Origin of the sequence: Microcella alkaliphila (assembly GCF_004216855.1) — a bacterium.
GTDB classification, from domain to species: domain Bacteria; phylum Actinomycetota; class Actinomycetes; order Actinomycetales; family Microbacteriaceae; genus Microcella; species Microcella alkaliphila.
This window is the reverse complement of record NZ_SGXT01000020.1, coordinates 22,884-44,254: the sequence shown is the minus strand read 5'-3', so window position 1 is coordinate 44,254 and position 21,371 is coordinate 22,884. Positions and strand designations below refer to the sequence as shown.

General features: G+C 70.0%; 25 protein-coding genes. 4 read left to right on the top strand and 21 right to left on the bottom strand.

The window, feature by feature from the left end:
• The first annotated feature begins 125 nt into the window (after window positions 1–125).
• Window positions 126–665: a murein hydrolase activator EnvC family protein gene (locus EV140_RS13105; RefSeq protein WP_241971457.1), complete on the top strand. Its 540-nt coding sequence runs from the start codon at window positions 126–128 to the stop codon at window positions 663–665.
• Window positions 666–693: 28 nt separating this feature from the next.
• Here EV140_RS13105 and EV140_RS13100 read toward each other — a convergent pair whose 3' ends face one another.
• Window positions 694–1,620 carry a tyrosine recombinase XerC gene (locus EV140_RS13100; protein ID WP_130284657.1) on the bottom strand — a complete coding sequence of 309 codons (927 nt, stop codon included), beginning with the start codon at window positions 1,618–1,620 and terminating at the stop codon, window positions 694–696.
• Window positions 1,621–1,624: 4 nt separating this feature from the next.
• Window positions 1,625–3,802, bottom strand: coding sequence for an MMPL family transporter (locus EV140_RS13095; RefSeq protein ID WP_130284655.1), 2,178 nt, complete (start codon window positions 3,800–3,802; stop codon window positions 1,625–1,627).
• A 93-nt stretch (window positions 3,803–3,895) separates the two neighbouring features.
• Here EV140_RS13095 and EV140_RS13090 point away from each other — a divergent pair, with 93 nt between their 5' ends.
• Window positions 3,896–4,408 (top strand): MarR family transcriptional regulator, encoded by a 513-nt coding sequence (locus EV140_RS13090; protein WP_241971456.1) that lies wholly within the window; start codon window positions 3,896–3,898, stop codon window positions 4,406–4,408.
• Window positions 4,409–4,411: 3 nt separating this feature from the next.
• Here the strand turns inward: EV140_RS13090 and EV140_RS13085 are convergent, their stop codons facing one another.
• The 8 genes from EV140_RS13085 to rplS form a co-directional block, all read right to left on the bottom strand.
• Window positions 4,412–5,347, bottom strand: a complete 936-nt coding sequence (locus tag EV140_RS13085; RefSeq protein ID WP_130284651.1) for a phosphodiesterase — start codon at window positions 5,345–5,347, stop codon at window positions 4,412–4,414.
• The gene (gene dprA, locus EV140_RS13080; protein ID WP_130284649.1) at window positions 5,344–6,690 is read right to left on the bottom strand and encodes a DNA-processing protein DprA; all 1,347 of its coding nucleotides are present in this window, start codon (window positions 6,688–6,690) and stop codon (window positions 5,344–5,346) included. Before dprA ends, EV140_RS13085 begins: the two co-directional genes overlap by 4 nt.
• A complete protein-coding gene (locus tag EV140_RS13075) occupies window positions 6,687–8,216 on the bottom strand; it encodes a YifB family Mg chelatase-like AAA ATPase (protein ID WP_130284647.1) in 1,530 nt (509 codons plus the stop codon). The genes dprA and EV140_RS13075 overlap by 4 nt, the downstream gene beginning before the upstream one ends.
• The gene (locus EV140_RS13070) at window positions 8,216–8,566 is read right to left on the bottom strand and encodes a YraN family protein (protein WP_130284645.1); all 351 of its coding nucleotides are present in this window, start codon (window positions 8,564–8,566) and stop codon (window positions 8,216–8,218) included. Before EV140_RS13070 ends, EV140_RS13075 begins: the two co-directional genes overlap by 1 nt.
• 97 nt (window positions 8,567–8,663) lie before the next feature.
• Window positions 8,664–8,987 (bottom strand): DUF2469 family protein, encoded by a 324-nt coding sequence (locus EV140_RS13065; RefSeq protein WP_096422359.1) that lies wholly within the window; start codon window positions 8,985–8,987, stop codon window positions 8,664–8,666.
• A gap of 10 nt (window positions 8,988–8,997) precedes the next feature.
• Window positions 8,998–9,678, bottom strand: coding sequence for a ribonuclease HII (locus tag EV140_RS13060; protein ID WP_130284643.1), 681 nt, complete (start codon window positions 9,676–9,678; stop codon window positions 8,998–9,000).
• Window positions 9,679–9,682: 4 nt separating this feature from the next.
• Window positions 9,683–10,450, bottom strand: a complete 768-nt coding sequence (gene lepB, locus EV140_RS13055) for a signal peptidase I (protein WP_130284641.1) — start codon at window positions 10,448–10,450, stop codon at window positions 9,683–9,685.
• A 118-nt stretch (window positions 10,451–10,568) separates the two neighbouring features.
• Window positions 10,569–10,916: a 50S ribosomal protein L19 gene (gene rplS, locus EV140_RS13050; protein ID WP_096422365.1), complete on the bottom strand. Its 348-nt coding sequence runs from the start codon at window positions 10,914–10,916 to the stop codon at window positions 10,569–10,571.
• A gap of 224 nt (window positions 10,917–11,140) precedes the next feature.
• Between rplS and EV140_RS13045 the strand changes: the two genes are divergently transcribed.
• Together EV140_RS13045 and map are read left to right on the top strand one after the other, a co-directional pair.
• The gene (locus EV140_RS13045; protein ID WP_241971455.1) at window positions 11,141–11,800 is read left to right on the top strand and encodes a TetR/AcrR family transcriptional regulator; all 660 of its coding nucleotides are present in this window, start codon (window positions 11,141–11,143) and stop codon (window positions 11,798–11,800) included.
• Window positions 11,797–12,564 (top strand): type I methionyl aminopeptidase, encoded by a 768-nt coding sequence (gene map / locus EV140_RS13040; RefSeq protein WP_130284639.1) that lies wholly within the window; start codon window positions 11,797–11,799, stop codon window positions 12,562–12,564. The genes EV140_RS13045 and map overlap by 4 nt, the downstream gene beginning before the upstream one ends.
• Here the strand turns inward: map and EV140_RS13035 are convergent.
• The 11 genes from EV140_RS13035 to EV140_RS12985 all read right to left on the bottom strand — a co-directional run bounded on the left by EV140_RS13035 (window position 12,548) and on the right by EV140_RS12985 (window position 21,332).
• Window positions 12,548–12,988, bottom strand: a complete 441-nt coding sequence (locus EV140_RS13035; RefSeq protein WP_130284637.1) for a hypothetical protein — start codon at window positions 12,986–12,988, stop codon at window positions 12,548–12,550. The genes map and EV140_RS13035 overlap by 17 nt on opposite strands.
• A complete protein-coding gene (gene trmD, locus EV140_RS13030; protein ID WP_130284635.1) occupies window positions 12,985–13,668 on the bottom strand; it encodes a tRNA (guanosine(37)-N1)-methyltransferase TrmD in 684 nt (227 codons plus the stop codon). Before trmD ends, EV140_RS13035 begins: the two co-directional genes overlap by 4 nt.
• 2 nt (window positions 13,669–13,670) lie before the next feature.
• Window positions 13,671–14,303, bottom strand: a complete 633-nt coding sequence (gene rimM, locus EV140_RS13025) for a ribosome maturation factor RimM (protein ID WP_422386127.1) — start codon at window positions 14,301–14,303, stop codon at window positions 13,671–13,673.
• Entirely contained in the window at window positions 14,300–14,536 is a 237-nt protein-coding gene (locus EV140_RS13020) for an RNA-binding protein (RefSeq protein WP_096422373.1), read from the bottom strand. The genes rimM and EV140_RS13020 overlap by 4 nt, the downstream gene beginning before the upstream one ends.
• A 5-nt stretch (window positions 14,537–14,541) precedes the next feature.
• Complete coding sequence (rpsP, locus tag EV140_RS13015; protein ID WP_130284633.1) at window positions 14,542–15,012, bottom strand: 30S ribosomal protein S16; 471 nt, start codon at window positions 15,010–15,012, stop codon at window positions 14,542–14,544.
• Between the two features lie 126 nt (window positions 15,013–15,138).
• Window positions 15,139–16,560 carry an amidase gene (locus EV140_RS13010; RefSeq protein WP_130284631.1) on the bottom strand — a complete coding sequence of 474 codons (1,422 nt, stop codon included), beginning with the start codon at window positions 16,558–16,560 and terminating at the stop codon, window positions 15,139–15,141.
• A 44-nt stretch (window positions 16,561–16,604) separates the two neighbouring features.
• The gene (ffh, locus tag EV140_RS13005) at window positions 16,605–18,185 is read right to left on the bottom strand and encodes a signal recognition particle protein (protein ID WP_130284629.1); all 1,581 of its coding nucleotides are present in this window, start codon (window positions 18,183–18,185) and stop codon (window positions 16,605–16,607) included.
• A gap of 25 nt (window positions 18,186–18,210) precedes the next feature.
• A complete protein-coding gene (ftsY, locus tag EV140_RS13000; protein ID WP_130284627.1) occupies window positions 18,211–19,083 on the bottom strand; it encodes a signal recognition particle-docking protein FtsY in 873 nt (290 codons plus the stop codon).
• 63 nt (window positions 19,084–19,146) lie between these two features.
• Entirely contained in the window at window positions 19,147–19,566 is a 420-nt protein-coding gene (ndk, locus tag EV140_RS12995; protein WP_130284625.1) for a nucleoside-diphosphate kinase, read from the bottom strand.
• A 3-nt stretch (window positions 19,567–19,569) separates the two neighbouring features.
• Window positions 19,570–19,977: a DUF4233 domain-containing protein gene (locus EV140_RS12990; protein ID WP_130284623.1), complete on the bottom strand. Its 408-nt coding sequence runs from the start codon at window positions 19,975–19,977 to the stop codon at window positions 19,570–19,572.
• The gene (locus EV140_RS12985; RefSeq protein ID WP_130284621.1) at window positions 19,974–21,332 is read right to left on the bottom strand and encodes a bifunctional folylpolyglutamate synthase/dihydrofolate synthase; all 1,359 of its coding nucleotides are present in this window, start codon (window positions 21,330–21,332) and stop codon (window positions 19,974–19,976) included. Before EV140_RS12985 ends, EV140_RS12990 begins: the two co-directional genes overlap by 4 nt.
• Between the last annotated feature and the right edge of the window lie 39 nt (window positions 21,333–21,371).

Here is a 21,371-nt window from a genome sequence, read left to right as displayed (position 1 = left end):
AGCGACTGCTAGTCATACTCTAGCACCGCGGAGCCCCCTCCCCCACGGGTTGCCGGGTGGTGGCGTTGTCCCCGACCCGCGCCGCGATTACCCCGCCGGGTGCCCTCCCCAGGCAGTGTGGGGCTGTGCGCCGCCGTCCTTTCTCGCCCATGTCGGTCGCGATCCTGCTCGCGATCGCGTTCGGGATGCTCGCGGCGCCGACGAGCGCCGCTCCCGTCATCGACGGGGGCGCCTCCCGCGCGCATCCCGACTGGGCGTGGCCCGTCGACGGCGTGCGCACCGTCGTGCGGCCGTTCGCAGCGCCACCGACGCCGTACGCGGCGGGGCACCGCGGGGTGGACCTCGCAGCCCCGGGCGCGGGCGCTGTCGTGCGGGCGGCGACCCACGGGGTCGTGCACTTCGCCGGCACGGTGGTCGATCGGCCGGTGGTGACCGTGCGCAGCGGCAACCTGCTGGTCACGGTTGAGCCGGTCGAGCCGAGCGTGCAGGTGGGCGACGCCGTTCGCGCCGGCGACGAGATCGGCCTGCTGCAGGCCGGACACTGCGCGGCGACGCCGTGTGTGCACCTGGGCGTGCGCGTCGACGGTGAGTACGTGTCTCCGCTGCTGTACCTCGGCGGCCTGCGGCGAGCCGTCCTCCTTCCGCTCAGCACGCACGGCGAGTAACCGCGCGAGGGGGCGGCGCGGCGGGCAACTATGCGCGCGGGTGGGCAGTGCGGTAGGCGGCGGCGAGCCGCTCGGCGCTCACGTGCGTGTAGATCTGCGTGGTGCCGAGGCTCGCGTGCCCGAGCAGTTCCTGCACCGCGCGAAGGTCGGCCCCGCCGTCGAGCAGGTGGGTCGCGGCTGAGTGCCGGAACGCGTGCGGGCCGGCGGGCCCCGAACCGGGAAGGTCCGCGAGCAGGGAGGCGACGAGCGTGTAGACCGCCCGCGTCGACAGGCGTTTGCCGCGGGCGCCCAGAAAGAGCGCCGCCTCTGCCTGCCCGCCCGACGCGAGCGCGGGGCGCCCGCGGTCGAGGTAGGTGGCCAGCGCGCGCGAGGCGGGGAGGCCGTACGGCACCACACGTTCTTTCGCACCTTTGCCGAGCACCCGCAGTGTGCGCCGCCCGTCGTCGATCGAGTCGAGGTCGAGCCCCACGAGTTCGCTCACGCGCAGCGCGCTCGCGTAGAGCACCTCGACGACGGCGAAATCGCGCAGAGCGTTCGGGTCGCCCGTGGCGGCACGGTCGGCGAGACCGGCGAGCAGTTCGTCGACCTGCGTGCGCGTGAGCACCCGCGGCAGGGAGCGGTCAGGCCGGGGTGCCCGCAGCCGAACACCGGGGTCGGCGGCGGCGCGTCCGGTCCGCGCAAGCCACGCGGTGAAGCCGCGCACGGTCGACGTGCGTCTGGCCAGCGTTGCCGTCGCGAGTCCCGCATCCCGCTGATGCCAGGCCCACTCGCGCAACAGTTCGAGGTCGAGAAGCGCCGGGTCTGCCTCGGCTCCCGACTCCTCGACGAATTCGGCGAGGGTGCGCAGGTCTGCCGCGTAGGCCCGCAGGGTGTGCGGCGAGGCTCCGCGTTCGAGCGCGACCGCGCGGAGGTAGGCGTCGATCGCCTCGCTCAGCTCAGTCGTGGCCGCGTGCACCCCTTCAGGATGCGCGTTCGCCGCCGCCGCCGCCGTCCGGCGCGCCCGCGCCCACCAGCTCCGGTTCGGCGTCGCCGCCGTCGGAAGGGTTCACCACGGTTGTCATCTGCTGCGCGGTGAGGCCGCGGGCCTCCGCGTCCGCGATCGTCACGCGGGGCTTTCGCGGCCAGAAGAACCGGTCGCCCGCGATGAATGCGAAGGCCGGCACGATGACGGTGCGCACGAGCAGCGTGTCGATGAGCACGCCGATGCAGACGATGATGCCGATCTGGGTGAGCGTGATGAGCGGCAGTACTCCGAGCACCGCGAACACGGCGGCGAGGAGGATACCCGCACTCGTGATGACGGCGCCCGTCGCGGCGAGCGCACGGATCATGCCCTCCTTGATTCCGAGCCGCTCAGCCTCCTCCTGCGCCCGCGTCACGAGGAAGATCGAGTAGTCGATGCCGAGCGCGACGAGGAACAGGAAGCTGAACAGCAGCACCGTCGTGTCAATGGCGGGGAAGCCGAAGACGGTCTGGAAGAGGATCCACCCGATGCCAACGGCCGAGAAGTAGCTCGCGACGACGGCTCCGAGGAGCAGCAGCGGGGCGAGCAGGGCGCGCAGCAGGATCACGAGCACAATGAAGACCAGCACGAGGATGAGCGGGATCACGATCGCCTGGTCGCGTTCTTGAGCGTTGGCGGCATCCAGCGCCTGGGCATCGATGCCGCCGACGAGCGCTTGGCCGGTACCGACGTCGTCGAGGGAGGCGCGCATCCGTTCAATGGTGTCGAAGGCGGCAGCACTCTCAGGATCGGCATCGATCGTGACGTCGAGCTGGGTCCACTCGTCGGTCGACTCGCCCACCTCGCCCGAGTCGACGCCGTCGAGCGCAAGCAAAGCGGCGAGGGTTTCCGCGGCCTCATCGCTCGGCACGATCACCGCGGCCGGCGAGGTCGAACCGGCTGAGAACGCATCGGCGAGCACCTCCTGGCCGACGACGGCTTCCGGCTTCTCGATGAAGCGCTCGTTCTGCGATAGGCCGACGTTCGCGCCCACGAGACCCGCCGCAAAGCCGGCGAGGGCGAGGAAGCCCACGGTGGCAACAATGACGGGGCGACGGCTGACCCGGCGGCCGAGGCGCCCCCAGGGGCTCTTCGCGACGAAGTCGGGCGCGCCGTAGCGCGGGACGAAGGGCCAAAACAGGCCTCGACTGAACAACACGAGCGCCGCCGGCAAGACGACGAGCCCGAAGAACATGGCGACGACGATGCCGATCGCGCCAGCGAGACCGAGCGCTCGGTTTCCCGACAGCTCGGCAAACAGGAGGGTCGCGAGCGCGAGCGCGACGGTGCCACCGGAGGCGAGGATGGCGGGCGCCGTACCCCGCACCGCGCGGCGCATAGCCTCGCGGCGGTCCTCGAACAGCCGCAGTTCATCCCGGTAGCGCGCGATCAACAGCAGCGCGTAGTTCGTCGCCGCGCCGAAGACCAGCACCGACAGGATGCCGGTGACGCTCGCGTCGAGTTCAACGCCGACGGCGCCAGCCACCAGGCGTGCGATCGTGCCCGCAACCTGGTCGCCGAGCCCGACGACGGCGAGCGGGACAAGCCACAGCCAGGGGCTGCGGTACGTGAGGATCAACAGCACGGCGACGACGAGTACGGTCGTGCCGAGCAGGGTGACGTTGGCACCCTCGAAGACAGCGGCGAGGTCGACCTCAAAGCCCTCCGCGCCCGTGAGGTAGACGGTGGCGCCGGCGAGGTCGGCGGACGCCGCCGCGCGCAACTCATCCGCGCGCTCGGCACGCTCGCTCACGCTCGTGATCGGGTCGAGCGGCACGACGACGAAGGCGACGGTCGCGTCGTCGCTGACGATCGGCGGGGGCAGGAACTCGACGTCGGCGATCTGCGCCAGCTCGGCGGAGTTGTCGCCGAGAGTGGCGAGCTGCTCGTCGGTGAGGGTGCCGGTCTCGGCGGCGACGACGAGGATCGCGCTTGTTCCGTCCGCGGAGGGGAACTGCTCTTGCAGCTGTTGCACCTGCACCGACTCGGCACTGTCGGGCAAGCCGACGGGCGGCGCGGCGTCGTTTTCTTCCTGCCCTGACAGCGCGATCAGCGCGCCGGCTCCGAGAACGGTGGCGAGCAGAACGAGCCACGAGGTGGCCTTCGAGGTGATGAGGCGGAGGTAGGCGGACACGCGCGGCCTTCCGCGGGCAAGAACGACGGATCGGGTTTAGTTCGATGATCGAACTACTAGATGTTCGAAAACATAGCGCGTAGACTCGAGCGCGTGCAAACGCATTCACCGGATGCTCAGGGTCGCGAATTAGGACGACCCCCTGCGCGCCCGGCGACGCAGTCGCTGCGCGACCTGCTTGACGTCTCCGACGACTTCGCCGCTGCCCTTGCCCACCGGCTGGAGGTCAATCTGACCGATCTCGACGCCATGCAGCACCTGATCATGGCGGGGCCGTTATCGCCGAGCGCGCTTGCGAAGCGGGTCGGGCTGTCGACAGCCGCGATGACAACGGCCATCGATCGCCTCGAAGCGGTCGGTCACGTACGCCGAAGGGCGAACCCGGACGATCGGCGCAGCGTCCTCGTCGAGGCGCGCCCCGAGTCCCGCCAGAGGGCGATGGGGTTGCTCATGCCGATGATCGGCGCGGTCGACGCGGTGCTCGACGACTTCGACGAGCACGACCAGCGGGTGATTACGCGGTATCTCTCTCGCGTCGTCGAGACGTACCGCGGCCACAGTGCTCGTCTCGGCGCCCCTCACGCGCCGGAAGCTGCGGGCCGCTAAGCGTTACACGTCGCTCGCGGCGGCCTCATTCATGTTGAGGTGCGAGCTCTTGCTCGACAGCTGCTCGAGTCGCTGCTCGGGGGTCATGCCTTCGATCATCGGACGGAAGGTCGAGGCGAACCCGGTGACCTCGGGGCCGGGGGTGACGGGAATGGTGGACGAGACGATCGCATGCTCGTACACCGAGATCACGTCGAACGACTGGCCACCGTCGACGCCTGAGAGCAGGCGATCGCGGTCGGCGCCGAGATCGAGGGTGTAGCAGGTGGCGGATGCGACGTGCACCGGGATTTTCCCGAAGGTTCCGTGGGTCGAGTAGTGCAGGTGGCCGCCGAGGATCGCGCGCACGTCGCTTCCCTCCAGGACGGCGGCGAGGGCCGGCTGGTCGTGCAACTCAAGCACCGACATCACTTCGAGCGGCGTGGGGACGGGCGGGTGGTGCACAGCGAGGATGCTGCCGAGCGGTGCCGGCGTCGCGAGTTGTGCGCGCAGCCACTCAAGCTGGCTCTGCTCGAGCTCACCGTGGTGGTACCCGGGAACGGTCGTGTCGAGCGAGATGACCCGCAGGCCACGGAGGTCGTACACGCGGTCTTGGGGGGCGTCGCTCGGCTCGAGGTCGAACAGTAACGAGGAGTAGTGGCCGCGGTCGTCGTGGTTTCCCATGACCCAGATGAGTTCGGCGCCCATGCGCTCGATGACGGGCTCGACGGCGGCACGCAGACGCCGGTACCCGTCAGCCTCGCCGAGGTCGGTGAGGTCGCCGGTGAAGACGAACGCGTCGGGCGCGATTGCGCTGCGTTCGATGCGCTCGAGCGCGGTCTGCAGCCGCTGTTCGACCGGTACTTTGCCGTACAGCTCGCGACCCTCCCCCAGCAGGTGGGTGTCGGAGAGGTGGATGATCGTGCGCAACGGGGGCGGGTACTGGCCGAGCTGGGTCATGCGCGCATGCTACCCCCCTTGGGTGACGGCGTTTCAGGCGTGTGCCCCTGCTGTTTCGGCGATGGTCGTCTCCAGTGACCGCTCTCGCTTTCGACGGCACGGTCGTCGAACTGCAGCAGCCCGAGTGCGGCCTGCACGTCGGCGACGGAGAGCCCGGATGCGCGGGCCAACTCGTCGACGCTCTGCCAGCGGCGCGGCCGCAGCGCGTCGGCGACCCGGGTTGCCGACGACCCGCCGCCGCGCTCGTGGCGTCCGCCGGCCGCTTCCTTCCGTGCTGCACGGTTAGTGCCCGCTCCCCCAATGTCGACCGCGTCGAACCTCAGTCGGGCGTCGTCGGTTCCCTGTTCGAGGCCGCCGAATGCAAGCTCGATGATGTCGCCGATGGACGTGATGCACTGCGCCGCGGCCTCGCGCAGCAAGCGGTGACATCCCGCGCTTGCGGCCGAGGTGATCGGGCCCGGCACGATGCCGAGCGGAATGCCGGCGGTCGCCGCGTGATGCGCGGTGTTCAACGCGCCCGAGCGGTGCCCTGCCTCGACGACCACGACCGCTTCGCTCAGCGCCGCGATTAAGCGGTTGCGCTGCAGGAATCGCCAGCGGGTCGGTGGGGTGCCCGCCGGTGTCTCGCTGACGACGGCGCCGCGCTCGATGATGCGCCGAAGAAGCGCGTCGTGCCCGCTGGGGTAGAGCCGGTCGGCCCCGCCGGCGAGCACGGCGATGGTGTCTCCCTGCCCGGCGAGGGCCGCGCGGTGGGCCGCCCCATCGATGCCGTAGGCGCCACCCGAGACCACGACGATGTCGCGAGAGCAGAGCCCCGCCGCAAGCTCCATGGCGACGTGCTCGCCGTAGCCGGTGGCGGCGCGGGCGCCGACGAGGGCCACGCCGGGCCCACGCAGTAGCTCGGCGTTGCCGCGCACCCACAGCAGGTGGGGACGGTGGGGGCCGAGGATGGCGAGGTCGTCGGGCCAGGCGTCGTCGTCGGGGGCGAGCATCCGGGCGTCCACCCGCGCAGCAATCTCAAGCGCACGCACGACGTCGTCGGCTCGCAACCGTGGTGTCCAGCGGCGCAGCGCAGTCGCTGCGGCTTCGGCGCTGAGGTCACCCCGCGACAGCCGCATAAGTGCGCCGGGGTCGGCGCCGTCAACCAGCGCTCGGGCGGACGGGGCGAGCCCCGCACCATCGGCAAGCGCACCCACCGCCGCGTCGCCGGGTTCAGCAACCACGTGCCAGAGGGCTCGTGCGATCAGGTCGTCGCGCTCATCAGCGCTGCCAACGGGCCGCCCCACCCCCTCCAGCAGTGCGTCGAGTCGGGCGTCGGGAATGCGCCACGCTCCCCCACTCATGCGGGCACCCCCTTGCGCAGGAACAGGGCTCGGCCGACATGCTCGAGACCCGGCGAGGTCGCCCCCTCGAGATCGGCGACGCTCCAGGCGAGGCGTAGCACCCTGTCGTAGCCGCGCATGGTGAGCGCCCCGCGCTCCAGCGCGCGGTCAAGCGGCGCTCGCGCGGCGGACGGCAGCCGCCACTCTCGCGACCGCAGCACCGGACCTGGCACTTGACTATTGAGGTCGACCCCCAGCGACGCCCAGCGCGAGGCTGCGGCACCGCGCGCCGAGCGAACAAGCTCGCGTGCCGCTGCCGTCGTGAGCCCGTCTCGGTCAGGAGCCGTGAGGTGGGCTGCCGAGACGCGACGCACGCCGAACTGCACGTCGATGCGGTCAAGCAGCGGCCCCGACAGCCGCCCCAGGTAGCGGCGGCGCATGATCGGCGTGCAGGTGCACTCGTCGTCGACCGTGCCGGCGTTGCCGCAGGGGCAGGGGTTGGCGGCCAACAGCAGCTGACACTGCGCGGGAAAGCGTGCGACGGTGCGGGCGCGGTGGATCGTGATCCACCCGGTCTCGAGGGGCTGTCGCAGCGCGTCGAGCACGCTCGCCGAGAATTCGGGGGCCTCGTCGAGAAAGAGCACGCCGTGCGCGGCCCGCGAGATGGCGCCCGGCCGCACGATGCCGCTGCCCCCGCCGACGAGCGACGCCATCGTCGCGCTGTGGTGCGGGGCTTGGAAGGGCGGGCGCACGATGAGCGTCGACACCGGCTCGCCGCAGAGCGAGCGCACGGACGACACCTCAATGGCCGCCTCCGTGTCGAGGTCGGGCAGAATCGCCGGCAGGCGCGTGGCGAGCATCGTCTTGCCCGCACCGGGCGGGCCGTGCATCAGCACGTGGTGACCACCGGCTGCGGCCGTGACGAGCGCCTGCACGGCGTCGAGGTGGCCCACCACGTCGGACAACTCGGCCTCGCCCTCGACGGCGGTCTCGGCCGACGGTCGGTGCACGGCGTCGCACGGCACGTCGTCGAGCTCGGCCCCATGGTGAACGAGCACGGCCCGCAGCGACGGCAGCGCCACCACATCGACGCCGGGCACGAGCGACGCCTCATCGGCGTTGCCGCTCGGCACGATGACGCGGCGCGCCCCCGAGCGCTGGGCGGCCAACACCGCGGGCAACACACCGTGCACGGGCCGCAACCGGCCGTCGAGGCCCAGCTCGCCGATGTGCACCGTCTCGGCGATTGCCTCGGCCGGTACCGTACCGCCGCTTGCGAGCGCCGCGACCGCGATGCCGAGGTCGAAGCCCGAGCCGTGTTTCGGTACGGCCGCGGGCGACAGGTTGACGGTGACGCGGCGGTTCGGCAGTTCGACCCCTGAGTTGAGCGCGGCCGAGCGCACGCGGTCTTTTGCCTCGCCGAGAGCGGCATCCGGCAGCCCGATGATGGCGAACGCGGGAAGCCCCGACGAGAGGTCTGCCTCGATCTGCACGAGCGCCCCGTCGACGCCGTTGAGCGCGACGGCGTGGGTGCTGACGACCGGCATCACGCCACCTGCTCGACGTGTTCGACGAGGGTCTGGCCGGGCGCGGTGACGACCGCGATCGCATCCAGCCGGATCGCATGAACCGGTCCGTTCTCAGCGCACCAGGCCGCGGCGAGCCGTCGCAGGCGGGCGAGCTTGTGGGCGGTGATCGACTCCAGCGGATGTCCGTAGCCGGTTCCGCTGCGCGTCTTCACCTCGACGAAGACGACGGTGCAGTCGCGTTCAGCGACGATGTCGAGCTCGCCGGCGCGACAGCGCCAGTTGCGGTCGATGATGCGGTAGCCGGCTGCCTCGAGGTGGTCGGCGGCGATCTGTTCGCCGGTGCGACCGACGATGTCTTTGCGTGCCATGCGCGTAAGGATGGCCGCGCGCACGACGCGAGGTCAGCGGCGGCGCCGCATCCGAGTCCCCGCGGTCACCATCCCTGCCTGGGGAGGAGCGATCGCGCTACTCGTCGAGCGCGAGTTCCTTCGGCAGCTTCAGGTCTTTCTTGCCGAGCTCTTCGACGTTCACGTCTTTGAAGGTCAAGACTTTGACGCTCTTGACGAAACGGTCGGAGCGGTACACGTCCCACACCCACACGTCGGTGAGCGTCAGCTCGAAGTAGAAGTCGCCGGCAACCTCACGCACGACCTGTTCGACCTCGTTCGCGAGGTAGAAGCGCCGCTCGGTCTCAACCACGTATTGGAACTGCGACGCCACGTCGCGGTACTCGCGGTAGAGGGCCAGCTCGACCTCGCGGTCGTAGTCCTCGAATTCCTCGTCGTCCATTGCGGTCAGTCTAGACCTCTGCGACGGACGCGCCACGCGCATCCCCCGTGCCGGCCGGTGCGCGAAGCCAGCTGTGCCGGTGCAGCGGCGACGGGCCGTGTTCAGCGATCGCCGCGAGGTGCGCGGCCGAGCCATAGCCCTTGTTGCCATCCCAGCCGTAGACCGGATGACGGGCATGATCGGCGCGCATGAGCGCATCCCGATGCTCTTTGGCGATGACGGACGCGGCCGCGACTGACGCGCAGTCGCGGTCGGCTTTCGCCCGCGTACGGATGCTCGGCGGGCTCATCAGCGCAGGGCTCAGCCAGTCGTGCACCCCGTCGACGAGCACCTCCGCGGCGGCCACGTCGACGCCGGCGGCGTGCAGGGCGATCAGCGCGCGTCGGCCGGCGAGGCCGAGCGCGCCGATGATTCCCATCTCGTCGACCTCGGCCGGTTCGGCCTCGCCGACCGTGATCGCGAGTGCCCAGTCGTGCGCGAGCGGCACGAGGCTCGCGCGCTTCGTCGGCGACAGCAGCTTCGAATCGCGCAGGCCCGCGGGATGCTCGCCACACGTCGGCAGGATCGCGCACGCGCCGACCGCCACGACTCCGGCGAGCGCCCCGCGGCCGACCTCGTCGATGCCGATGACGACGGGGGCGCCGGTGGCGAACAGGGCCCGCTCGACCTCGAGGGTGGCGTCGGTGGGCACGGTGTTACTCGGCGGGCTCGACGCCGTCGAAGGTGAGGGGGTAGTTGTCGAGCCAGATCCAGCGGTCGAGCGGCCAGCTGATGACGATGGCGCGGCCGACGACGTCGTCGAGTGGCACGAAGCCCTCGGCATCACCGGTGCGGTTGTAGCGCGAGTCGCTCGACTCGTAGCGGTTGTCGCCCATCACCCAGAGCGCGCCATCGGGAACTGTGACCTGGAAGTCGACACCGCTGACGTCGGAGGCGCCCGCGGGAGTGCGCACGTAGGGCTCGTTGATCGGCACCCCGTTGATGAGCAGTTGACCCAGGTCGTTGCAGCAGACCACGCGGTCGCCGCCCACGCCGATGACGCGCTTCACGAGGTGCTCTTCGCTGTCGCTGGCGCTCAGGCCGACGAGCGAGAGCAACCAGTCGCCGGCAGCCTCGACGGGCGTGCGCGGCTGCTCGGGAACGCCGCGCAACCACGACCCCGGGTCGCGGAAGACCACCACGTCGCCGCGGTTCACCGGCACGAGCTCGGGCACGATCTGGTTGACGATGATGCGGTCGTCGATCTCGAGGGTCGGCTGCATCGACGCGGACGGGATGAAGAACGAGCGGATCAAGAACGTCTTGATGAGGAACGAGATGATCAGCGCCGCGGCGATGATGATGACGACGTCGCGCAGGAAGCCGGCTACCTGGCGACCGGCGCTCGGGGCGCTGTCCTCCGTCGGTGTCGCGCTCGGGTCGGCGGCTGCGGCCGATGCGGGCGGCGCGGTCTCGTCGGTCATGTCTCCCTTGGGTCAGTGCCGCATCAGTCTACGGGCCGAGGGGAGGCGGGGAGACGCCGACGGCCCCCGCCGAGAAAAACTCGTGGGGGCCGTCGGGAAGAATGGGTGAGCGCGCAGCTCAGCTCTCGCGCTTCTCCTTGATCTTGGCCTTCTTGCCACGGAGGCCACGCAGGTAGTAGAGCTTCGCGCGACGCACGTCACCGCGGGTGACGACCTCGATGTGGTCGATGACGGGCGAGTGCACGGGGAATGTACGCTCGACGCCGACCTGGAAGCTCACCTTGCGAACGGTGAAGGTCTCGCGGATGCCCTCGTTCGAGCGGCCGATGACGACACCTTGGAACACCTGGATACGCGAGCGGCTGCCCTCGACGATGTTCACGTGCACCTTCACGGTGTCGCCGGGACGGAAGTCGGGGATGTCGCTACGCAGCGAAGCCGCGTCGACGTGGTCGAGGATATGCATGATGATTCGCTCTCTGCGCCGCCACAGGTCGGACGCGGGTTTACGGGATTCGTCGGGGTGTGCCTGGTCCGAAAGATGCTGGTCCCCCCATGGCAGGACTCAGCCGGAGCACAAAGGGAAATGATGCCATACTGAGCCGATTCCAGCCAAACGGCGAGCATCCCCTGCAAGACTGTTCGCGCATCCGTTTCAGCTTTTCCCAACCTCCGGGGGAGGGACCACGCGTGGCCCACGACACTCTTGACACTCCCGCGCTCGCGACCGATCGGGTTGTGATGCGCACCGAGCCCGTGCAGCAGCGCTCTGCCGAGCGCATCGAATTGCTGCTCGACGACGCCGCCCAGCTCATCGATGAGGGCGGCATCGACGGCGTCACCACGAGCGCCGTCGCGAAGCGCTCCGGCTCGTCGGTGGGGGTCGTCTACCGCTACTTCCCCAACATCCAGTCCCTGCTGCGCGCACTCGCCGTGCGCAACATGGAGCGCTACCTCGAGCGGGTCTGGCACGGCGTCGAAAACTCCGGCCCCGAGCCGTGGTCGTCGTTCGACTCGACCCTCAACGCCTTCGTCGACATGACGCGCCACGAGCCGGGCTTTCGTGCTCTGCGCTTCGGCGACGTGATCGACCAGCGCTTCCTGAACCCCGAACTCAGCAACAACCAGATTCTCGCGCGCAAGTTCGCCGATCAGGTCGGCGAGACGTACAACTTCACACCGGATGCGACACTCGTCTTTCACATGGAGGTCGCGGTCGAGATCGCCTCGGGCCTGCTCGCGCGCGCCTTTCAACTCGACCCGCAGGGCGACGAGGCGTTCATCGAGGCCACCCGTCAGCTGTGCGGTGACTACCTGCGCACGAACATCCCGTTGACGGTCGCCCCGTGATCGAACTGCGCACCCCCGACGAGATCGAGCAGATGCGGCCCGCCGGGCGCTTCGTGGCGAGCGTGATCGAGGCCACGTCGCGCGCCGCCGACGTCGGCGTCAACCTGCTCGACCTGGATGCGCTGGCGCACGACATGATTCGCGCCGAAGGCGCCGAGAGCTGCTACATCGACTATCACCCGTCGTTCGGGGGATCGCCGTTCGGCAAGGTCATCTGCACCTCGGTGAATGACGCCGCGCTGCACGGACTACCCCACGACTACGTGCTGCGCGATGGCGACCTGCTGTCGCTCGACTTCGCCGCGGCAGTCGACGGCTGGGTGTGCGACTCGGCCATCAGCGTGATCGTCGGCGAGCCGCGCGAGGGCGACCAGGAACTCATCGACACCGTGGAGCGCGCGCTGGCGGCCGGCATCGAGCAGGCGAGACACGGGCGTCGCATGGGCGACATTTCCGGGGCCATCGGGGACGTCGCCTACGAGGCCGGGTACCCGGTGAACCTCGACTTTGGTGGGCACGGTGTGGGCCGCACGATGCACGGTGAGCCGCATGTACCGAACGACGGCCGTCGCGGCCGGGGGCTGAAGCTCAAGCAGGGTCTCGTGATCGCGATCGAGCCGTGGTTTATTCCCGACACCGACGAGATCTACACCGACGACGATGGCTGGACCCTGCGTAGCCGCACCGGCACGCGCGCCGCGCACGCCGAGCACACCGTCGCGATCACCGCCGACGGCCCCATCGTGCTTACGGCGCGGGACTGACGCCCGATTCGACGACCAGGGCGTACGCGCCGCGCCGCATCTGAAGCGTGGTGCGCGCCATGGTGACGCACGCGGTGACAGCGGCCGCGATCAGCAGCGGCCACAGCAGGAACCCGCCGATGAGCGCGGCCGGGTCGAGCGACGTCAGCACGGTCACGACGACGAGGAGCGCCTGAACGCCGAGCAGAATCTTCTCGCCGCTTGTGAGCACCGGCGGGCGCCGCGCCATCACGATGAGGTGGTTGATGCCGAGCGAGACGGCAAGGCCGGGCAACACGAAGGAGCCGGTGACGACCGCTTGCACCGACGGCAGGAAGGCGTAGGCGCCGAGTGCTTGCACGACCCAGGCCGCAACGCCGGCGACCGCGGCCAGGATGGCGAGCAGCGGCTGCGCCCACAGCCACATACGCTCGCCGCTGGTCACTGCTCACCCAGCAGGTCGGGGCGGATGCGCGCAGTGCGATCGAGCTGCTGCTCACGCCTCCAGGCTGTGATCGCCGCGTGGTTGCCGCTCAACAGTATCGGCGGAACCTCGTGACCGCGCCAGCTGGCGGGCTTCGTGTAGCTCGGGTACTCGAGCAGGCCGTCTTCGTGACTCTCTTCGTCAAGGCTCTGCGGGTTACCGACGACGCCGGGGACCAGGCGACCGACGGCTTCGATCATCGCCATCGCTGCCACCTCCCCGCCGTTCAGCACGTAGTCGCCGAGGCTGAGCTCGCGCACCTCGATGCGCTCAGAGTAGTGGTCGATGACCCGCTGGTCGATGCCCTCGTAGCGGCCGCAGGCGAAGACGAGGTGGGGCTTGCCCGCGAGCTCGCGGGCGGCCAACTGGGTGAAGCGGTGACCGGCGGGGCTCGGAACGATCAGCGTCGTCTGGTCGGTGATGAGTGCATCCAGGGCCTCGCCCCACGGCTCGGGGCGCATGACCATGCCGGCGCCGCCGCCGTACGGTGTGTCGTCGACGGTGCGGTGCCTGTCGTGGGTGTGGGCGCGCAGGTCGTGCACCCCGATCTCGATGACGCCGGCGGCGCGCGCCTTGCCGAGCAGCGACACGTCGAGCACGCCGAAGAAATCGGGGAAGATCGTGACGACGTCGACCCGCACGGCTACTGCTCGCTGGGTGGGGTTGTCGGTGTGTGTGCGGCGGTGTCGGCCGCCCCGCCAGGCGCGGGCTCGTCGAGGTCGTCGAACAGCCCGTCGGGCGGTGTCACGACGAGGGTTCCGGCCTCGATGTCGACGCTCGGCACGATGGCCGAGACGAAGGGCACGAGAACGTCGCGCTCAGCCGTACGCACGACGAGCAGGTCTTGCGCGGGGAAGTGCTCGACGCGAATGACCTCGCCGACGTCGTCGCCGTCACGCAGCACGCGTAGGCCGACGAGCTGGAAGTCGTACCAGGCGTCGTCTTCGGGCTGCTCGTCGGTCGGCTGCTCGATCCAGAGGATGGCCTTGGCGAGCGACTCGGCGGCCGTGCGGTCAGCGACCCCCTCGAAAAAACCGACGGGCTGGCCGTTGTACCAGCGCAGCTCGCTGAGGGTCAGGTTCTTCCCGTGCCAGGGCGACGTGGTCGGAACCTGCAGAGAGAAGCGTGCCCCGGGCGTGAAACGCCGCTCGGGGTCATCGGTGAACAACTCGAGCTTGAGGGCGCCCTTCAGCCCGTGGGCCTTCGTGAGTCGCCCGACCCGAAGCCTCGTTGCGGGCGAGCCGGGTGGGTCAGCTTTGGCTGGGCCCACGATCACGCGTCGGTGTCGACAACGTCGACGCGAACGCGGCGACCATCGGCGAGCGACGAGATGACCTGGCGCAGGGCCTTGGCGGTGCGGCCGCCGCGGCCGATGACGCGGCCGAGGTCCTCGGGGTGCACGCGCACCTCGAGGACCTCGCCGCGGCCGGAGTTCTGCGACGCGACGACGACGTCGTCGGGGTGATCGACGATCCCCTTGACGAGATGCTCCAGCGTGTCAGCAAGCACGACGATTAGGCCTTGTCAGCCTCGGCGTCGGCGGCAGCCTTGTCAGCGGCGGGAGCCTCCTCGACGGCGGCCTCCTCGGCAGCCGCGGGTGCCTCGTCGGCGGCCGGGGCCTCCTCAGCCTTCTTCTCGGCCTTGGGCTTCAGAACCGGCTTCTTCGTCGAGTCGACGACGAACTCGGGCTTCGGCTCGGCGGTCTTGACGGTGCTCTTCGCACCCTTCTCGCCCTTGAAGGTGCCCCAGTCGCCCGTGAGCTTGAGGATGGCGAGGACCTGCGGGGTCGGCTGCGCGCCGACGCTCAGCCAGTACTGGGCCCGCTCCGACTGCACCTCGATGAACGAGGGCTCTTCGGTGGGGTGGTACTTGCCGATCTCTTCGATGACACGGCCGTCGCGCTTGGTGCGCGAGTCGGCGACGACGATGCGGTAGTACGGTGCACGGATCTTGCCCATGCGCTTGAGGCGAATTTTGACAGCCACGTTTCTCCGGAAAGTGTTGATGATGGGTGGCTCGCCGCCAATTGTGTGGGGCACACTCGGCGCGAAAGCTCTATAGGGATGCTCGGCGCGCCTGATAGAGGGTCGGGCGCGCGAACACTCGACCGCCTATTCTGGCAGATTTTCGGCCCGCTCGCGGACGGGGGCGGTGCCGGGGGTGCCCGCCACGCGCATCCACGGGGTTCGGTGCTCGAGTTCGGCGGCGACGGCCAGAAGTAGAGCCTCGCCCGCACTGCCGGCCGCGGGACGCGCGACCAGCTGGACGCCGCTCGGAACGGCAGCCTCCGCGTGCCACCCGGCGGGAACGACGGCCGCGGGCCAGCCGAGCAGGTTCCACATCGCGGCGTACGGCGCGTAGCCGATGTTGGCGCGCATGTTGGCGATCCAGCTACGGCGGTGCCAGCCGTCGGCGACGGGACCGGGCTGCGCGAGGGCGGGGGTGAGAACGACGTCAACGTCGGCGGTCGCAGCGAGCATCCGCTCACGCAGTGTCTCGACGGGCGCTGCTCGCAGCCCGCCGAGATGCTCGATCGCGCGACCGGCGCGAATGTGGGCGCGCACGCGCGGCTCGAGCGCGGCGAGGTCGAGCCCGTCGTGCGCGGCATCGGAGGCGGCGCCCGCGAACCAGCGGGCGAGCGCCGGCAACGGGTTCGCGGGGTATGGCAGAGCCAGCTCGACGACCTCGTGGCCGGCGGCGGTGAGCGCTCGCGCGGTGCGCTCGGCGGCGCCACGGAACCCGGCATCAAGCCGCGCGAGCGGGGTCGGCACCGCGAGGGCGAGGCCAATGCGTAGCGGACCGGCTGGTGGCCTGACCGTCGCGAGTTCGGGTCGTCCCGCCATGACCGACAGCATGAGGGCCGCGTCGGCGACGGTCGTCGCCATGGGGCCGTTCTCGCTCATGCCGAACCAGCTGTGCGCACCCATCTCGGCTGGAACGAGCCCGGCACCGGGCTTCAGGCCGACGACGCCGCAATTGGCGGCGGGGATGCGAATCGACCCCATACCGTCGGCGGCGTGCGCGACGGGCACCAGCCCGGCGGCGACCGCGGCGGCCGACCTTCCCGAGGAGCCGCCCGACGTGCGCTCGAGGTTCCACGGGTTGCGGGTCGTGCCGTAGACCGAGTCGGTCGTGCCGAACACGCACAGCTCCGGCACGCGGGTCAAGCCGACGACCACGGCTCCCGCGGCGCGGAGCCGCTCAACCACGGGATGATCGGCCGACTGCGGCTCCGCACTCGTGGCGGCACTGCCCTCGCGCATGGGCTCGCCCGCGACGGGGATGTTGTCCTTGATCGCGAGGGGGACGCCCGCGAGCGGAAGGTGCTCGCCCGCGGCGAGGCGCGCATCCACGATCGCGGCCTCCGCGAGCGCTTTCTCGGCACGAACGAGCTGGAAGGCGCCAATGGCCGCATCGTGCTCGGCGATGCGGCCGAGCGCCGCCGTCACCTCGGCGACCGCTGTGCTGTCGCCGGCGCGCACGGCGGCGGCGATCGCCGAGGCTGTCGGGGCTGCCGAGCGGGGGTCAGTCACGTCACTGTGCCTGTCGTGGTGGGGTGCCGCGTGCCGACGGCCTGCTACCGGCCGAGGAACTTTTGCAGCGCTTCGAGCTCTTCCGCACTGGGGGCCTGGTTGCCAGCCGCCCCTCCCCCGCCGAGGCCGAAGCCGGAACCGGTTGCGGCGCCGCCGGCCGAGCCGCCCTGCGCCTTCGCGGCCTCTTCGGCCGCGCGCTTCGCGGGGTTACCGGAGCGCGAGCCCGCCTTGCCCTTCTTCTTGGCGGCCTTGCGGGCGCTGCGGGCGCCGGGGCCTCCGCCCATACCGAGCGGGCCCATGCCGGGAATCTGGGGCATACCGCCCTTGGCGACCGTCTTCATCATCTTCGCGGCCTGCTCGAAGCGCATCACGAGCTGGTTGACCTCGGTGACGGTCGTGCCCGACCCTTTCGCGATGCGCAGACGCCGTGAGCCGTTCAGCAGCTTCGGCATGCGGCGCTCGGCGGGCGTCATCGAGCGAATGATGGCCTCGGTGCGGGTGAGCTCCGACTCGTCGAAGTTGTCGAGCTGCTCTTTCATGCCGCGGGCGCCGGGAAGCATGCCGAGCATGCCCTTGATCGAGCCCATGTTCTTCAGCTGCTGCATCTGCTCGAGGAAGTCTTCGAGCGTGAAACTGTCGGTGGCGAACTTCTCGGCGGTCTTCCGCGCCTGGTCTTCGTCGAAGGCCTTCTGCGCCTGCTCGATGAGCGTGAGAATGTCACCGAGGTCGAGGATGCGGCTCGCCATGCGGTCGGGGTGGAACGGCTCGAAGTCGTCGAGCCCCTCACCCGTTGAGGCGAACATGATCGGCCGGCCGGTGACGCTCGCGACGCTGAGCGCGGCGCCACCGCGCGCGTCGCCGTCCAGCTTCGACAAGACCACGCCCGTGAAGTCGACGCCCTCCTGGAACGCCTGCGCGGTCGCGACCGCGTCTTGACCGATCATCGCGTCGATGACGAAGAGCACCTCGTCGGGGTCGACGGCCTTGCGGATGCTCGCGGCCTGCTTCATGAGTTCGGCGTCGACACCGAGGCGGCCGGCCGTGTCAACGATGACAACGTCGTGCTGCTTGTCGCGGGCGACCTTCATTGCGTCTTTCGCGACGCGCACGGGGTCTCCGACACCATTGCCCGGCTCGGGGGCGTACACGCTTGCGCCGGCCTGCTCGCCGACGACCTGCAGCTGCTGCACGGCGTTCGGGCGCTGCAGGTCGGCCGCCACGAGCATCGGCGTGTGGCCGTCGTTCTTCAGCCACTTGGCGAGCTTGCCGGCGAGCGTCGTCTTGCCGGCACCCTGGAGCCCGGCGAGCATGATGACGGTGGGGCCCGACTTCGCGAACTGCAGGCGGCGCTGCTCGCCACCGAGGATCGTGACGAGCTCGTCGTTCACGATCTTCACGACCTGCTGGGCCGGGTTCAGCGCCTTGTTGACCTCGTCGCCGAGGGCGCGCTCGCGCACGCGGCCGGTGAAGTCTTTCACCACGGGAAGCGCGACGTCGGCGTCGAGCAGGGCGCGACGAATCTCGCGGACGGTGCCGTCAACGTCGGCGGGGCTCAGCTTGCCTTTCGTGCGCAGCGCGCTGAAGGTCTGAGTGAGCCGGTCGGAGAGGGTGCCGAAAGTCGCCATGATGGCCCCCATTCTAGGTGGGGCGTCAGGGCACGAGGCTCTGTGCGAAGACGTGGGGGGTGAAGCCCGTCAGGTCGCCAATCCCTTCGCCCTGTCCGATCAGTTTGATCGGGATGCCCGTCTGCTGCTGCACGCGCAAGACGAAGCCGCCCTTAGCACTGCCGTCAAGCTTCGTGATGACAAGGCCCGTGACGCCGGCGTGCTCGATGAATGCCTGGGCCTGCGCGACGCCGTTTTGGCCCGTGGTGCCGTCCAGCACGAGCAGCACCTCAGCGATGGGCGCGAGCTTCTCGACGACGCGGCGCACCTTGGCGAGTTCATCCATGAGGCCGGCCTTCGTCTGCAGGCGGCCCGCGGTGTCGATGATCGCGATGTCGGTGCCGTCGGCGATGGCGCGCTCGACCGTTTGGTAGGCGACGCTCGCGGGGTCTTGGCCCTGCTGTTGCGGGCGCACGACGCCGGCACCCGCCCGTTCGGCCCAGGTGGCGAGCTGGTCGACGGCAGCGGCACGGAAGGTGTCGGCCGCCCCCACAACGACGCTGCGCTGATAGCCGGTCAGGAACTTCGCGAACTTGCCGATCGTGGTCGTCTTGCCGACACCGTTCACGCCGACGACGAGCACGACCGCGGGTCGCTCGCTGAGCCGCAGCGTCGGGTCGTGGGCGGCAAGCCGCTCTTCGATCGTCTCGCGCAGTAGCCGTTTGACGTCGGCCGGGTCGGTGATGCGCAGCCGGTCGACTTCGCTGCGCAGGTGGTCGAGGATCTCGTCGGTGAGGTCCGGCCCGAAGTCGGCGCCGATGAGGGCCGCCTCCAGGTCGTCCCACATCTCGTCGTCGACTACCGGGGTTGTGAACAGTCCGCGGAGTGCTCCCCCGAGGCTCCAGCTGCGTTCGGCCATGGAGTCCAGGCTAGTGGCGCGACGCCGGGCGACCGGTGTGCGGCCCCGCGCCGACGGCGCCGCCTACCCGAACCAGAGGGCGAGCTCGCGCGCGGCCGTCTCGGGAGAGTCGGAGCCATGCACGAGGTTCTGCTGAACCTTCAGCCCCCAGTCGCGGCCGAGGTCGCCGCGGATCGTGCCGGGCGCGGCGGTCGTCGGGTCGGTCGTTCCGGCCAGCGAGCGGAAGCCCTCGATCACGCGATTGCCGGCGACGCGGGCGGCCACGACCGGGCCGGACTCCATGAACTCGATGAGCGGCTCGTAGAACGGCTTGCCCTCGTGCTCGGCGTAGTGCTGGGCGAGCAGGTCACGGTCGGCCTGCACCATCCGCAGGTCGACGAGCTGGTAGCCCTTCGCCTCGATGCGGCGGAGAATTTCGCCGGTGAGGTTGCGGGCGACACCGTCGGGCTTGATGAGGACGAGGGTCTCTTCGATGCTGGTCACGACTTATTTCTCCTGATCGGTGGGGTTCTCGGCAAAATGGCGACGCTTCGCCTCGTCGAGCTGACGGCCGCGCACGAGGCTGTAGATCCAGAAGCCGACGAAGATCGCGGCGGTGACGGCGGCGAGCGGCTCGACAAAGCCCGTGGCGAGCAGCAGCACCTGCAGCGCACCGCTGTACCAGTAGCCCCACGAGTAGCGGGCGAGGCGAATGCCGGTCGCGAGCAGCACGATCAGCACGACGCCGCCGAGGAAGGCGAGCGCGGGCGGGTCGGTCACGCGAACGCCGAACAGCGCGATCGCGCCGAACAGGACGACGAGAATCTCCATGCCCATCGTCGCGGTCATCAGCGACTCGGTGGCCGTCTTGTCGCGCTTTACACGCCGCGGCGAGGAATCTGCAGTCTCGGTCACGAGTCCCCATTCTGCTGGCCGAGGATGGAGAACGCCTGACCGACGAGGGTGACGGACCCGGTCACGAGGACGGCGCCGCTCGGCTCGCAGCTCTCGCGGGCGGCGGCGATCGCCTCATCGAGCGCGGGCGCCACCTGCACGCGGTCGGGCCCGGCGATCTGTGCAACCAGTTCGGCGAGTTCCGCGGCGGGAATCGCCCGTTCGGAGTCGGACTGCGACACGACGAAGCGCTCAACGACCGGGTCGAGGGCGGCGATGATGCCGTGCGCATCCTTGTCGTCGAGCACGCCGACGACGGCGGTCACGGAGGTGAACGCGAACGAACCCATGAGGGCCCGAGCGAGCGCCTCGGCGCCGTGTGGGTTGTGGGCCGCGTCGACGATCACGGTGGGTTCGGTGGCGATGATCTGCAGGCGGCCGGGGCTCGTTACCTGCGCGAGCCCCTCGGCGAGCACCTCGGGGCTGAGCGGCTGCGTCCCGGCGCCGAGGAACGACTCGACGGCGGCAATCGCCACCGCGGCGTTCTGCGTCTGGTGCGGCCCGAACAGAGGAAGGAGGAGCTCGTTGTACGTGCCGGCGCGACCGCGCACGGTCAGGGCCTGACCGCCGACGGCGAGGCGAGCATTCGTGACCTGAAAGTCGACCCCTTCGACGATGACGGTCGCCTCGTCGAGTTCGGCAGCGCGGGTGATCTCATCCATCGCCTCGGTCGTCTGCAGCGCGGTGACGACCTGGGCTGCTGGCTTGATGATGCCCGCCTTCGTGCGGGCGATCTCGGCGACCGTACGGCCGAGGCGGTTCGTGTGGTCGAGCGCGATCGGGGTGAGCACGGCGACGTCACCGTCGGCAACGTTCGTCGAATCCCACTCGCCGCCCATGCCGACCTCGACGACGGCGACGTCGACGGGCGCATCGGCGAAGCAGGCGAAGGCGAGCACCGTGAGTGCCTCGAAGTAGCTGAGCGCCTGCTCGCCGTTGGCGGTCAACTCGGCGTCGACCATGAGCAGGTAGGGCTGAATGTCGTCCCAATTGTCGGCGAGCGCCCGGTCGCTGATGGGTTCGCCATCGATGACGATGCGCTCGGTGACGCGCACGAGGTGCGGGCTCGTCATGAGCCCCGTGCGCAGGCCGTGGGCGCGCAGGATACTCTCGGCGATGCGACTCGTCGACGTCTTGCCGTTCGTTCCGGTGACGTGGATGATGCCGTAGCTGCGTTGCGGGTCGCCCAGCAGTTCGACGGCGCGCCGGGTCGGCTCGAGCCTCGGCTGCGGGGCGTGCTCACCGATGCGCTCGAGCAGTTCGGCATACACCCGATCGGCGTCGGCGCGGTCGGCGTCGTGCTGGTCGTCGCTCATGCGTTCATCCTTTCAGGCTCTCCCGTGCTCACGCGGGCC

What these genes read in the sequence shown, in the direction of transcription:
- ffh (WP_130284629.1), bottom strand. Translation starts at nt 18,185, where the DNA reads ATGGCGACTTTCGGCACCCTCTCCGACCGGCTCACTCAGACCTTCAGC.
- ftsY (WP_130284627.1), bottom strand. Translation starts at nt 19,083, where the DNA reads ATGGCCGAACGCAGCTGGAGCCTCGGGGGAGCACTCCGCGGACTGTTC.
- EV140_RS13065 (WP_096422359.1), bottom strand. Translation starts at nt 8,987, where the DNA reads ATGGACGACGAGGAATTCGAGGACTACGACCGCGAGGTCGAGCTGGCC.
- dprA (WP_130284649.1), bottom strand. Translation starts at nt 6,690, where the DNA reads ATGAGTGGGGGAGCGTGGCGCATTCCCGACGCCCGACTCGACGCACTG.
- EV140_RS12985 (WP_130284621.1), bottom strand. Translation starts at nt 21,332, where the DNA reads ATGAGCGACGACCAGCACGACGCCGACCGCGCCGACGCCGATCGGGTG.
- rplS (WP_096422365.1), bottom strand. Translation starts at nt 10,916, where the DNA reads ATGCATATCCTCGACCACGTCGACGCGGCTTCGCTGCGTAGCGACATC.
- EV140_RS13070 (WP_130284645.1), bottom strand. Translation starts at nt 8,566, where the DNA reads ATGGCACGCAAAGACATCGTCGGTCGCACCGGCGAACAGATCGCCGCC.
- EV140_RS13075 (WP_130284647.1), bottom strand. Translation starts at nt 8,216, where the DNA reads ATGCCGGTCGTCAGCACCCACGCCGTCGCGCTCAACGGCGTCGACGGG.
- lepB (WP_130284641.1), bottom strand. Translation starts at nt 10,450, where the DNA reads ATGACCGACGAGACCGCGCCGCCCGCATCGGCCGCAGCCGCCGACCCG.
- EV140_RS13085 (WP_130284651.1), bottom strand. Translation starts at nt 5,347, where the DNA reads ATGACCCAGCTCGGCCAGTACCCGCCCCCGTTGCGCACGATCATCCAC.